We start from the raw sequence: 12928 nt of genomic DNA, 5'->3' as shown, positions 1-12928 counted from the left end.
ATGCTTGACGTACGCAACCTCAGTTTTTCTTATGCCAGGGCGCAGTGGGCGGCCTTGGAACACGTGAGTGTGTCGTGTTCAACAGGACGATGGTTGTCCCTCGTTGGGCCTAACGGGTGCGGAAAATCGACGTTGCTGAGCGTGATCGCGGGGGTGCGTCGGCAAGCATCGGGTGACGTGTACGTGGATGGTGCGTCTGTGCGAGGCCGGAACCGGAAAGAATGGGCACGCACGGTAGCTCTTATGCCACAACACCCCACGTTCCCTGAGGGGATGGGCGTGATCGACTACATCAAACTTGGTCGTTATCCTCATCGCACCAGCAACAATGAGCTGATAGAGCACACTATTCGTGACCTCGATCTGGAGTCCTTTGTGACTTCGTGTGTGACTGAGTTATCGGGAGGGGAGCTGCAGCGGGTGGCCTTAGCGCGTGCTTTAGTGCAAGAGCCTGCTGTCTTGCTTCTCGACGAACCCACGTCAGCCCTGGACATTGGACATGCTCAAGAAGTTCTTGAGCTTGTCGACGCGCTCCGCATCACCCGACGGCTTACCGTCGTTGCAGCCATGCATGATCTGACGTTGGCAGCGGAGTACAGCGACGAGGTGGCGTTGCTGGATCAAGGTCGAATAGTCGCGCACGGAACACCGGCGGAAGTGCTGACCGAAGAAACTATAGAAAATATCTATGAGGCCACTGTAGACGTGACCTCTATTGGCGGGACTCCGGCCGTGATTCCGCGAAGACCATGCTTTCGTCTAGAAGAATCGCCCTAAGCTGCGGCTTTATATTTGGAGTTAGCTGTTATGAGATTCATGTGCGCTTAAACAAGTAACCCGGATGTTCATAATGTGCAAAACTCCGATAGGCTTTTGCATCATGAAGGAATTTGATCTCATTGTCGTAGGCTCAGGTCTCTTTGGTCTCACCATCGCAGAGCGCGCCGCTAGCCAGCTCAACAAAAAGGTGCTCATTGTTGAACGCCGCAGTCACATGGGTGGAAACGCCTATTCTGAAGCTGAACCTGAGACTGGCATCGAGATCCACAAATACGGTGCACATCTCTTCCACACTTCTAACAAGCGCGTGTGGGAGTACGTCAATCAATTCACGGATTTCACCGGCTACCAGCACCGCGTGTTTGCCATGCACAAGGGCACCGCATACCAGTTCCCCATGGGTTTGGGTTTGATCAACCAGTTCTTTGGCAAGTACTACTCGCCAGACGAAGCTCGCGCGTTGATTGCCGAGCAGGCTTCTGAGATCGATTCTGATAAAGCAGCGAACCTGGAAGAGAAGGCGATTTCCCTCATTGGTCGTCCGCTCTATGAGGCGTTTATCCGCGATTACACGGCGAAGCAGTGGCAGACGGATCCCAAGGAACTTCCTGCCGGAAACATCACTCGTTTGCCTGTCCGCTATACCTTTGACAACCGCTACTTCAACGATGATTACGAGGGTCTGCCTGTCGACGGTTATGCCGCATGGTTGGAGCGCATGGCAGACAGCGAGAACATCGAGATCCTTCTGGACACGGATTGGTTTGAAGTCCGCGATGAGATTCGTGCTGCAAGCCCCGATGCGCCCGTGGTTTACACGGGGCCACTGGATCGCTACTTTGATTTCGCGGAAGGCGATCTGGGCTGGCGCACCCTCGATTTTGAGACCGAAGTTCTAGAAACTGGTGATTTCCAAGGCACACCGGTGATGAACTACAACGATGCTGAGTTCCCTTACACCCGCATCCACGAGTTCCGTCACTTCCACCCAGAGCGTGCTAAACAGTATCCTTCAGACAAAACCGTGATTATGAAGGAATTCTCTCGCTTTGCCGAGGAAGGCGACGAGCCTTATTACCCGATCAACACTCCTGAGGACCGGGCAAAGCTTGAGGCATATCGCAAACTAGCTGCAGTGGAAGCACGGGATAACAAGGTCCTGTTTGGTGGGCGCCTAGGAACCTACCAGTACCTGGATATGCACATGGCCATTGGTGCTGCTCTGAGCATGTTTGATAACAAACTCGTTCCTTATTTCAACGAGGGGCAACCGATCGAGCAAGAGCGCGGACACTAAACGACCGTAAAAATCAGGGCCGTAAAGACGCAGTGAATTCTGTATCTTTACGGCCCCTTTTTCTGCTTGCCCACGTGCACAACCCCAAGTGACACAACCGTGGGGGGATTGTGTCACGAGACGCTCCAATCTGGATGAGAAATTTTTCACATTCTTACTGTGTGCAGTTACCTACGGTGCAGTAGGAAATGATTGTAAGCCTGGGAAAATCTCACTAACTAGGCAAAAGGTTTGTGGATATTGTGGGATTTTTTAGGAAAAACACCCCCCGTCGCTAGCTAATATGGATGGTAATCCTATGCTTTGCATTCCCTCATGTACTGGCGGGCGTCGAGTAGCTCAAGCATTGTCATGCGCTACCAACCTCGCGTGAAAGGAACAGAAATGAACCTTGGATGGTTAGCTGCGCCTCCTGCGGCACCTCGTCGTAGTGAGGAGGAGGTTGCGCGGCTTTACCCACGCCTGCGGTTGCAGGTCTTTATGGGTATTTTCATCGGGTATGCGGGTTTTTACCTGATTCGCAACAACATCTCGCTTATCGCGCCACTGCTGATAAGCGACACTGGCATTGACAAAGTAGGCATTGGTCTTATTGCTAATGCCGTTCTTTTTGCCTATGGCCTGTCCAAGTTCTTCTCGGCGATGATCTCGGACCAATCCAATGCTCGGTATTTTATGCCTTTGGGGTTGGCACTGTCTGCGGTGGTTAACCTGGGCGTTGCATTTGTTCCGTGGTTCTCGGCCTCCGTGGCAGTTTTTGCCATCGTGATGTTTATCAATGGCTGGGTGCAGGGCATGGGGTGGCCACCAGCAGGACGTGTGCTCGTTTATTGGTACTCAACTAATGAGCGCGGCTGGAAGACCTCTTTGTGGAATACAGCGCACAACGTCGGCGGTGCCGCGTTGCCGTTCCTTGTTGGTATCGGTCTAGCGCACATGAGCAATACCTGGCAGATAGCTTTCTGGCTTCCGGCGCTGGTGGCGCTGATCGTAGCAGCTCTTGGCTTCATTTTGATCAGGGATACGCCACAGTCGCAGGGTCTGCCGCCTATCGAGGAATACCGCGATGATCCAGCGAAAGTGGAAGTTGATCTTCAAGACGGCTTGACCACTTTCCAGCGCATCCGCAAGCATGTGTTGACCAACCGCACCATTGTGATGCTCGCCGTAGCAAACGTCTTTGTCTATGCCCTGCGCTATGGCGTTCTCAACTGGATCACTGTGTTCCTGCACGAGAAGCACCATGCAGAAATCGGCGCGGGCCTTACCGGCTTTGCCGCCTTTGAGCTTGCCGGCATCCTGGGAACAATCCTCTGCGGTTGGATGTCCGACAAGATCTTCAAGGGATATCGTTCGGGCGTCGGCATGCTGTTTACAGTTCTCGTAGCTGTGTGCATATTCGTGTACTGGCAGCTTCCTGTGGGGGCGCCGATGTGGATGCTGATTTTGCTGGTTGGCCTTATCGGCGGCTTGATTTACGGCCCGGTGATGTTGATCGGTCTGCAGGCCATCGACCTCTCCCCGCACAACGTTGCGGGCACCGCGGCAGGCTTCACCGGCTTGTTCGGCTACTTGCTGGGAGCCACCCTGGCATCAAGTGGTGTGGGCTTCCTCGTGCAGCACTACGGTTGGGACGTTACCTTCATTGTGTTCGTAGCGTTCTCCGTTGTTACCGTGATTCTCTTCGCCGTGGTCGGACGCGATGAGCGTGAGCTTATGCGCAGCCACAATGAAAAAGCACAGTCGCGTGCTTAACCACTAAAGCGGGTCCCACCGGGCCCGCTTTTTCACTACCCATCTGCCGCTATTTATTTGGAGGAACCGTAATAATGCGTTTAGTTGGAAAATACACAAAGTCTGCAAGTGCGCTTGTGCTTTCAGGAGCTTTAGTTCTCACAGCGTGTGGTACGTCGCAGGAATCTGATAAGGGGGCGTCGAGTAGCTCTGCTGCGGCGACAAAGGAATCGGCCGTGGTAAACCCAGTGGTTAAACACCTAGATATGCAAGCACATCGGGGCGGGCGCGGGGAGCATACTGAGGAGTCGCTTACTGCTTTTGAACACGCGCTTTCGCTTGGCGTAAGCACTCTGGAATTTGACATTGTGATGTCCAAGGATGGGGTTCCCGTGGTCTGGCATGACCCGGATGTCCAGGAAGAGAAATGCCGCGACACTGAGCCTGCCACCCCCAATGACCCGCAGTTTCCGTATGTGGGCAAGTTGCTCCATGACCTCACCTGGGATCAGCTGAGCACTCTGCGCTGCGACAAAAAGTTGGATAAATTCCCCAACGCGGAACCAGCTAAAGATAATCAGATGATCCGGTTGGAAAGGGTCTTCCAGCTCACTCAAGAGCGTGGTGCAGATGTGATGTACAACATCGAAACCAAAATTGAGGCGGACCATCCGGAGAAGTCGGCCAGCCCACAAGAATTTGTCGACGCCATCCTCAACGCCTCAGATAAAGCCGGCGTGACAGACAAAGTAATGCTCCAAAGCTTTGATTGGCGCTCACTTCCGTTGGCAAAGAAACACAATCCCAAGATCCGTACCGTAGCGCTTTACGATGAAACCACATGGCTTGAGGGTTCCCCATGGCTCGGCGACATCGACTACAAGTCCGTCAATGGCGACGCGCTCGAAGCAGTAAAGAAACTCGGCGCAGACATAGTAAGTCCCGGCTACGCAGTCCCATACGGTAAGACTGTCGCAGATGCAGACTATAAGCCCGTAACTACTCCTGAGTATGTGAAGAAGGCCCATGATCTGGGGCTTAAAGTGGTTCCATGGACAGTCAATGACAAAGCTACGATGAAATCCCAGATTGAAGCTGGTATCGACGGCATCATTACTGACTATCCCACCACCTTGCGTGAACTCGCAGAAGAAATGAAACTCGATCTTCCTGCGAAGTATCCGGCGAAATAGGTGAGAGGTCATTTGAAGGCGTGCTCCAACTCGGAGTACGCCTTCTTTTGTGCGTTGGATGAGCGATTATTGTCGTTTTTGAGAACGCTAGAAATCGCGACTTGGGGGTTTATCGGGAGAACCTTTGCTAGCGTTCTCAAAAACGACAAATCAGCTGAGGGCCGGCAAGCCCATGCCCTTGCTTTCCTTTATGGTGCCGTAGGCTCGCTGGGGTGGATGCGTATCTTTTAGATTTTGTAATTCAGCACCGCAATGAGGCTGTGACGCCGTGGGTGGTTGCATTGACCACGGCGACGCGCCCAGCATTTGTTATGGTTGCGGCGCTGGTGGCGTCGGCACTGCTTATGTTCACGCATCGTGCGATGCCGTTGTTTCCCGCGGTGGCAGTGGGGCTTGCGTGGGTGAGCAGCACCGCGTTGAAGTACGTGTGCGGCCGAGAGCGCCCAGGACGAGAGCTACAGCTTCTTTATGAATACAACCCGTCGTTCCCCTCGGGCCATGCGACGGCAGCCTTCGCTGCGGCTATGGTATTCACGCTTCTGTGTCGTCGCTGGTGGGTGCTCACCGCATGGATCGTGGCGGCAGCAGTAGGTCTGAGCAGGCTGTATGTGGGCGTGCATTGGCCTAGCGACGTGCTGGCAGGCGCGCTACTGGGCTCTATAGTTGTAGCCGCCACCTTCGCGGTGATGCGGAAAGTGGCGGCGAAGAGAGCACGCTAGAAGCTTCCCGATGAACCCGCGCCGGAGAAGCCACCGGAGTAGGAGGCGGTGGACGAGGAACTAGAGGCGTTGGCGGCGCTGACTGCGTCGTTATGCCAGGAGTTCATGAGAACGAACGGCACGTAATTGCCGTAGCCGGGGTGCCAATCGCTAGCACCGAGACTTGGAGTGTGGTTGTTCTCAAGGTCGGCTTGGGAGAATTGCTTCTGGGCCAACGCTTGAGTCACTGCCCCGTATTCGGAGATGATGAGCGCGTATTCATCCATAAAGTTCGCTGCAGAAGGATTAGTGATGAGTGCCTGGCAACGGGTGCTGAGCTCGCCGATGCGTGCTTGGATGGCGGCGTCGTTAGCCTCAACCTGGGCTTTGACTATATCTTCGTGTAAGGCCGTGAGCTCCTTTAATCGCACATCGGTGTTGCCTTTTTCCATTCGGAAGAGGGTATCGATGTTGTTCTCAGCGTTGCGGAGCTGCGTGACGCTAGCGGCGGCCGTGGCCAATTCCTTGCGCCGCGCATAAATAGCTTTCGCATCGGCGTTTTCCGGAAGCTGCATCATGGTGTCGTGCTGAGCCAGGAAACCATTCTTAATGTCCTCCCACTCGCGGCGCAGAGTGGCATCAGCGATGGAGGAGGTAAGGGAATGCGCACGAATATCGATGCTGTCTAAGTTGTTAGCAAGATGCGTGTAGTTGGTGGCTACCGTCTGGTAATCCTCCATTGCACGCTTCCGGTTCCGTTTGCGGTAATAGAAGGAGAAAACCCCCACTATCGCAGCGAAAACTGCGCCAGCAGCGGCGAAGAGGCCGCCGAATATCTTGCTGCTGTTGTCGGTAGCGTTCGGATCATACTTAGCCACAGTCGTGGCACCGGTGAGCAAACCACCTACCCAGTCGCCGTTTTTAAAGGACTTCTGCATGGAATCGGAATAACGCGTGGAATGCTTGGTGTATCCGAGAGGTCCCTTGAGATCTTCACCCACGTAGGTGCCCATTTTTCGGAGATTAACATCCACGGTGAACAACACGTGTCCGTCAGCCCATTTGTTTCCTTCTTGATTAATGAGCTCTCGGTGTTGATGTAGACCAAAGTCCTTCACCCAATCGTCATAAGGCGTAGTAGCGGTAGCACTGATGATGTAGTCGACGTTGGGAACTCGGGTAGGGAAATTCAAGGCCCGGGTTTTCTCGGTAAGCTCGGCTTCTTCCTCGGGGGATAAGACGTTGTCTTGGTCATAAATCGTCACGTTCAGGGGAGCGTCGGCACGCGCGGTTGCTAGCACTCCGGAAGGTAGCAAGAGCAGCGACAACACTACTGCCGTAATCAAGCTCGAAAACTTCATGACAACACGCATACGCGCACCTTTCAGCAAACGTTGACGACGATACTGCCGAGTATAAAGCCTTTCCGCTTGCTTGCTAGGCCATGGAGTTCCCCCGGGAAGCATAAGGAGACTACAGTACAACGGGTTCACAAACGTGAGAAGGAACCGACTGAGAAATCCGGATGGTGCGCGCGTTATTTAAAGAAGGGCGTACTCAGTAGCATTATGCTAGACCGGGTGAACTGTGCCCTTCGAGAGCGGGGCAACATCAAAACTTTTAGAAAGGTTTGGCGTCAATGAACGCTGATAAGAGCACGGCTACTAAGGCAGTGGAAAAGCTGCAGCGATTCCTGCTACCGCGAGCAGGCGAGCCTTATGACGTGCGGATGTTGTACCTCATCGAGGCAGAACACAACACTGCGCGTGCGACGTGGGAAGACCGCGGTTCGGTCTCGCTTGCTGCCGGCAACGAGCTGAGCTTCTTGACGTATTTCAACGCATTCCCCGCAAGCTATTGGCGCCGCTGGTCTCAGCTGGATTCTGTGATCCTCAAGGTTGAGGTCGCCGGCACCGCACGCGTAGACGTGTACCGTTCCAAGATCGATGGCGCCCGCATCGCTGTGGAAGGCCAAGTGGTCACCGACGGAACCGCTGAATTTGAGCTTTCTTTGCAGCCTTTCGAGGATGGCGGCTGGCTGTGGTTCGACCTCACCGCAGAGACCGACACCACCGTTCTAGAAGCTGGTTGGTACGCAACGCAGGCGCCGGGCCCCCAGACGCTTCCCGACGGCACCCAGGTAGGACCTTTCGAGCCGCGCGTGACCGTGGGTATCCCCACCTTTAACCGTCCAGCAGACGCAGTGGCGGCGCTCGAAGCCCTGGCCTCTGACCCAGAGGTGGATGCGGTCATCGACACGATGATCATGCCGGATCAAGGCACCAAGCATCCCGCTGATGAACCGGGTTATAAAGCCGCAACTGAGCACTTCGGAGAGCGTTTCTTCGAGTTCCGCCAGGGCAACCTCGGCGGCTCGGGCGGCTATTCCCGCATCATGTATGAGGCACTCGGCGGTGTGGACGGAACCGGTGAGGCTGGCGCCAAAAAGAGCCCTTATATCCTGTACATGGATGATGACATTGCCATTGAGCCTGACTCAGTGCTGCGTGCTCTTCAGGTGGCTCGTTACGCTAAGTCCCCGATGCTGGTTGGCGGCCAGATGCTCAACCTCCAGGAGCGCAGCCACCTGCACACCATGGGCGAGGTCATCGGACGCCACGACTTTATGTGGACCTCCGCGCCCCACGTGCACTACGACCATGACTTTGCCAAGCACCCGCTTTCAGATCGTGGAAAGCCAGGTGACAAACCAGATATGCCCAACTCCGTTGACCTGCACCGTCGTATTGACGCAGAGTTCAATGGCTGGTGGATGTGCATGATCCCGCGCGTTGTCGCAGAAGAAATAGGACAGCCGCTGCCGCTGTTTATCAAGTGGGATGACGCTGAATTCGGCCTTCGCGCCGGGCGTCACGGCTACCCGACGGCCACCTGGCCGGGCATCGCGATCTGGCACATGGCTTGGTCGGACAAGGACGACGCGATCGATTGGCAGGCGTATTTCCACCTGCGTAACCGCCTCGTCGTGGCTGCTAACTACCATGACGGTCCTGTTGAGGGCATCATCAAGTCGATGCAAAAGGCCACGATTAAGCACCTGATGTGCCTGGAGTACTCGACCGTGGCTATCCAAAATGAGGCCATGAAGGACTTCCTCGCTGGCCCGGATCAGCTCTTTGACATCCTAGAGTCTTCGTTGCCCCGTATCGCGGCGATTCGTAAGACCTACTCGGATGCTGTTGTGCTGCCTACCGCCGCGGACCTGCCTAAGCCCACTGGTATCCCCGGTGTGCCGATTCGCGACATCGGAGGCCGTTTGGCGCCGCTCAAGAAGGCCGTGTGGCTGGCTAAGGGGCTCAAGCACTCGTTATCCAAGGAAAACAAAGATCATCACGAGGTTCCACAGGCAAATCTTTCTCCCATCGAGGCGCGCTGGTTTAGCCTCTCTCGCCTCGACGGTGCCACGGTGACCACTGCTGATGGTCGCGGAGTGGTCTACCGCAAGCGTGACCTGGAGCAGGCAAAGGAGCTGCTCAAGGAGTCGCGTCGTCTGCAAAAGGAAGTCGCAGAGAACTTTGATCGACTGCGCGGCGAATACCGCGCCGCCCACACGCGCCTGACCAGCCGCGAGGCATGGTCCGAGATTTTTGCAGGTGGTGTGGATGAGTAAAGTGGAATCAGACGTTCTCGTTGGAATTCAATCGCTTTTAGCTTCTCGACGCGGCGTTCTGCCCACCGCACGCGCGCTTAGCCATTTCGGTGAGCACGCTCTGGGGTGGATGGGATTGGCCGCCCTGGGCGCCTGCGTGGATAAGGGAAGACGCCGGCAGTGGATATATGTTGGTGTGTCTGCCTTTGTAAGCCATGCTGCTAGCGTTGTGATCAAGCGCATTGTGCGGCGGAAGCGTCCTCATGATGAGCGGATCACTATTGGGGTGGGAACGCCCTCTAAGCTGAGCTTTCCTAGTTCACATGCGACGTCGACAAGCGCTGCCTTGGTGAGTCTTGCTAAGCTCACGCGCAGTCCTCTCCCGCTGCTCGGTATCCCTGTGATGATGACATCGCGTATGGTGCTCGGAGTGCATTACCCAACCGACGTGACCGTCGGCGCGCTTCTCGGCGCAGCTACCGCGCAAGCAGTATCGCGAATGGATAAGAAGGAAAAGTAAGTGACCGAGCAAAACAAGAGCTTCCTTGAGCCTGAGCCCCACACACGTGGCGTGGAGGACAACAAGAAGCGTCGTCCGCCGAAGAACCTCCCTGACGCGATGATCAAAGCGCTGCGCCCTAAGCAATGGGTGAAAAACGTTCTGGTTCTTGCAGCCCCTGCTGCGGCCGGAACGGAAGCGCTCTTCGCGCCTCGTACCCTCGTGGACATTCTTATCGCTTTTGTTGCTTTTTGCATGTCGGCATCTGCGATTTATCTGATTAATGATGCCCGTGATGTTGAGGCAGACAGGCAGCATCCGACCAAGCGTTTTAGGCCGATTGCTGCTGGTGTCCTGCCCATCAATCTGGCTTATGCCATGGCAGTGTTCCTGATGTTTGCAGCTGTGTTCATCAGCTATTTTGCTTCCTCAGGTCATGGGCTTGTCATTGTGGTAGTGGTTTATATCGCGCTGCAGCTGGGTTATTGCTTTGGCTGGAAGCATCAGCCAGTGATCGATATTGCCCTGGTTTCCTCGGGCTTCATGCTGAGGGCCATGGCTGGAGGCGTGGCTGCAGGTATCAACCTTTCGCAGTGGTTCCTGTTGGTTGCAGCATTTGGTTCGTTGTTCATGGCATCAGGTAAGCGTTATGCGGAAATTCTGCTGGCCCAGAAGTCGGGTGCGAAGATCCGCAAGTCACTTGAGGGATACACGCCCACGTATCTTCGCTTTGTATGGACGCTTTCTGCGACCGCTGTGGTGATTGCGTATTCGCTGTGGGGCTTTGAAATGGCTGCGTTGTCTTCCGGAACTGCTTCAGTGTGGTACCAGGTATCGATGGTTCCGTTTACCGTTGCTATCTTGCGCTACGCAGCTGACGTTGACCGTGGTGATGGTGGCGCGCCTGATGAACTTGCACTGTCAGATCGCGCTTTGCAGGTTCTGGCTATTGCCTGGGTAGTGTGCATCGGCATTGCGGTGTACATAGTCCCGGCGTTGTAGGTTTATTCGACCTACGTGCAAACCACCACAGGACAGTTTTCTAGAGCTGTTCAGTGGTGGTTTTAATGGTGAACGGGAAAATTGTGAGAACAAAGACTAATGGTGCACCATGCATCACTCGGATTCACAATAGCCCCGTCTTCAGTGTTAGCATGAGCAATCATGAATAAGGCTCGGTCGTTGTCAGTGACCACTGCGTTTGTGTCTACCACGGCTATCGCGGTGATTGCATTTGTAGGAGGCTGGCGACGCCGGTGGATTAGCGATGATGGTCTGATAGTTTTGCGGACCGTTCGCAATCTTCTTGCTGGTAACGGGCCAGTGTTCAACGCCGGTGAGCGAGTAGAAGCCAACACTTCCACTCTGTGGCAGTACCTCATTTTTGCTGTTGCCAAAGTAACGGGTGGGGACCTTACCACTATCGCGTTGTGGCTAGCTCTGCTCCTGACCACAGCTGCGCTTGCTATAGCTGCGCTCGCGACGGCGCGCCTCCATACGGAGCGCAATGCACTGATTCTTCCCTTTGGCGCTCTCATCTATATAGCGCTGCCTCCCGCGCGAGATTTTGCTACATCTGGGCTGGAGTGGGGGCTGTCGCTTTTCTGGCTTGCGCTTCTGTGGTGGTTCGTCGTTGCTTGGGTCAACGTTGTTCGCCTGCCGGCAGAGGAGGCACGCGCCGGCCAGCGGGTAGATCGGGTATTCCGAGCAACGCTCTTCTTAGCTTTTTGGTGTGGCCTGAGCTGGCTCATACGCCCAGAGATGGCGCTTTATGGCGGCGTGATCGGGCTGGTTATTTTTATTAATGCTGAGACGTGGCGGCGACGCGGACTGATTCTCTTGGTGGCCCTTCCATTCCCCTTGGGATATGAGATCTTCCGGATGGGTTACTACGGACTGATCGTCCCACAAACCGCCGTGGCCAAGTCTGCAAAGCTCAGTGACTGGGCAAGCGGTTGGATGTATTTGCGGGACTTTAATGACCCCTACGGGATGATTATCGCTGCGTTGCTTGTGCTCGCCGTGGGATACACGGTGTTTGTTCATGGTGGATTTTTCCAGGGGTCGTGGGGGATCGGTGCGCAGCCTGACGCTGCATTGACTCAGAAGTTTGCCGCCATGCGTTCAGAGCTGCGGACAGCGCGCGTTATGGTCGTGGTGTTGTTAGGCTGTGCCTTTTTGCATGTGCTTTATGTGACCCGCGTCGGCGGCGACTTTATGCATGGCAGGATGCTGCTGCTTCCACTATTTGTACTGCTGCTGCCTGTTATTGTTATTCCAATTCGGGCCACGAGTGAGGGGAAGCTTCACGAGCTGGCTAGCTTTGGGATTTTCTGCGGTGCCGTGACCTGGTCCTTCTTAGTAGTGGCTGGCGGTCATAGCTATGAACGTCCCGGAAGTGGGGATGCCCAGAAGGAAATCGGCATCGTGGATGAGCGGGCGTATTGGACGCAGTCGATGGGACGTGAGCCTAATAACGCACCAAAGACAGCAGAGGACTTCCTTGAGGTGCCAGTGATGCGAACATTCAAGGAACGTCTGGCGCAGGCCCAAGCAAGCAATGACGCACTCATGCTCGACTTTGTAATTGATGACAAACAAGAGCTCTATGATTGGCAGCCAATCCCTCGGGATAACTCCGCCAAGGAAAAAGACATTCCGCTTACCATTACTCGCATTAATCTGGGCATGACTTCAATGAATGCTCCTTTGGACGTACGCGTTGTGGACTCGGTGGGCCTATCCAACCCGTTAGGTGCACGCCAGCCACGTATTGAGGGCTCGCGGGTTGGCCATAATAAGCACCTTCCTTTGTCCTGGCAGGCTGCGGATTCCGCGGCGAATCTCGACGAGTTGCCTGTGTGGGTTGATAGCCCTGAGGCGACGAGTGTGCGGAAGGTCCTCTACACAGAAGAGGTCTCCGAGTTCATCGCTACTTATCGGGAACCGATGAGCGTCTCGCGATTCTTTAAAAATATTGCTTTTGCACTAGGCCAAGGACGCTCGCTGGAACTTAACCCAGATCCTGCCCACTATGGGGCTGATGTGGACTCGACGGCTCGTATTTCTTGGCCGGTTAGTGCCCGTACTGACTAGTCACGCTTTGCCTTGATTGCA

At 54.9% G+C, this 12928-nt stretch carries 10 protein-coding genes; 9 read left to right on the top strand and 1 reads right to left on the bottom strand.

Annotated features, from left to right (window positions below):
- The 5 genes from CULFRC11_RS10220 to CULFRC11_RS10195 all read left to right on the top strand — a co-directional run bounded on the left by CULFRC11_RS10220 (nucleotide 1) and on the right by CULFRC11_RS10195 (nucleotide 5723).
- Nucleotides 1-777, top strand: a complete 777-nt coding sequence (locus CULFRC11_RS10220) for an ABC transporter ATP-binding protein (protein WP_038620863.1) — start codon at nucleotides 1-3, stop codon at nucleotides 775-777.
- Between the two features lie 103 nt (nucleotides 778-880).
- Nucleotides 881-2077, top strand: a complete 1197-nt coding sequence (glf, locus tag CULFRC11_RS10215) for a UDP-galactopyranose mutase (RefSeq protein WP_031270688.1) — start codon at nucleotides 881-883, stop codon at nucleotides 2075-2077.
- 384 nt (nucleotides 2078-2461) lie between these two features.
- Nucleotides 2462-3832 carry an MFS transporter gene (locus tag CULFRC11_RS10210; protein ID WP_014526379.1) on the top strand — a complete coding sequence of 457 codons (1371 nt, stop codon included), beginning with the start codon at nucleotides 2462-2464 and terminating at the stop codon, nucleotides 3830-3832.
- A gap of 74 nt (nucleotides 3833-3906) precedes the next feature.
- On the top strand, nucleotides 3907-5004 hold the full coding sequence (locus CULFRC11_RS10205; protein WP_023636473.1) for a glycerophosphodiester phosphodiesterase: 1098 nt from the start codon (nucleotides 3907-3909) through the stop codon (nucleotides 5002-5004).
- 212 nt (nucleotides 5005-5216) lie between these two features.
- Entirely contained in the window at nucleotides 5217-5723 is a 507-nt protein-coding gene (locus tag CULFRC11_RS10195; protein WP_023636471.1) for a phosphatase PAP2 family protein, read from the top strand.
- Here the strand turns inward: CULFRC11_RS10195 and CULFRC11_RS10190 are convergent.
- Nucleotides 5720-7075, bottom strand: a complete 1356-nt coding sequence (locus tag CULFRC11_RS10190) for a DUF5129 domain-containing protein (protein WP_023636470.1) — start codon at nucleotides 7073-7075, stop codon at nucleotides 5720-5722. The two genes, CULFRC11_RS10195 and CULFRC11_RS10190, sit on opposite strands and share 4 nt — an antisense overlap.
- A 266-nt stretch (nucleotides 7076-7341) precedes the next feature.
- Between CULFRC11_RS10190 and CULFRC11_RS10185 the strand changes: the two genes are divergently transcribed.
- From CULFRC11_RS10185 to zomB, 4 genes are all read left to right on the top strand, one after another.
- A complete protein-coding gene (locus CULFRC11_RS10185) occupies nucleotides 7342-9333 on the top strand; it encodes a glycosyltransferase (RefSeq protein WP_023636469.1) in 1992 nt (663 codons plus the stop codon).
- Complete coding sequence (locus CULFRC11_RS11250; RefSeq protein WP_023636468.1) at nucleotides 9326-9832, top strand: phosphatase PAP2 family protein; 507 nt, start codon at nucleotides 9326-9328, stop codon at nucleotides 9830-9832. The genes CULFRC11_RS10185 and CULFRC11_RS11250 overlap by 8 nt, the downstream gene beginning before the upstream one ends.
- Nucleotides 9833-10813 carry a decaprenyl-phosphate phosphoribosyltransferase gene (locus CULFRC11_RS10175; protein WP_023636467.1) on the top strand — a complete coding sequence of 327 codons (981 nt, stop codon included), beginning with the start codon at nucleotides 9833-9835 and terminating at the stop codon, nucleotides 10811-10813.
- Nucleotides 10814-10975: 162 nt separating this feature from the next.
- The gene (gene zomB / locus CULFRC11_RS10170) at nucleotides 10976-12907 is read left to right on the top strand and encodes an arabinofuranosyltransferase AftB family protein (protein WP_023636466.1); all 1932 of its coding nucleotides are present in this window, start codon (nucleotides 10976-10978) and stop codon (nucleotides 12905-12907) included.
- The last annotated feature ends 21 nt before the right edge of the window (nucleotides 12908-12928 follow it).

This window comes from Corynebacterium ulcerans, from assembly GCF_000767685.1.
In the GTDB taxonomy this organism is placed as follows: Bacteria; Actinomycetota; Actinomycetes; order Mycobacteriales; family Mycobacteriaceae; genus Corynebacterium; species Corynebacterium ulcerans.
The sequence above is the reverse complement of the archived record's forward strand: the minus strand, read 5'-3'. Positions and strand labels throughout refer to the sequence as shown.

Excerpts from the sequence above, each read along its gene's own strand:
- CULFRC11_RS10220 (WP_038620863.1), top strand. The coding sequence starts at position 1 with ATGCTTGACGTACGCAACCTCAGTTTTTCTTATGCCAGGGCGCAGTGG.
- glf (WP_031270688.1), top strand. The coding sequence starts at position 881 with ATGAAGGAATTTGATCTCATTGTCGTAGGCTCAGGTCTCTTTGGTCTC.
- CULFRC11_RS10210 (WP_014526379.1), top strand. The coding sequence starts at position 2,462 with ATGAACCTTGGATGGTTAGCTGCGCCTCCTGCGGCACCTCGTCGTAGT.
- CULFRC11_RS10205 (WP_023636473.1), top strand. The coding sequence starts at position 3,907 with ATGCGTTTAGTTGGAAAATACACAAAGTCTGCAAGTGCGCTTGTGCTT.
- CULFRC11_RS10190 (WP_023636470.1), bottom strand. The coding sequence starts at position 7,075 with ATGCGTGTTGTCATGAAGTTTTCGAGCTTGATTACGGCAGTAGTGTTG.
- CULFRC11_RS10185 (WP_023636469.1), top strand. The coding sequence starts at position 7,342 with ATGAACGCTGATAAGAGCACGGCTACTAAGGCAGTGGAAAAGCTGCAG.
- CULFRC11_RS11250 (WP_023636468.1), top strand. The coding sequence starts at position 9,326 with ATGAGTAAAGTGGAATCAGACGTTCTCGTTGGAATTCAATCGCTTTTA.
- zomB (WP_023636466.1), top strand. The coding sequence starts at position 10,976 with ATGAATAAGGCTCGGTCGTTGTCAGTGACCACTGCGTTTGTGTCTACC.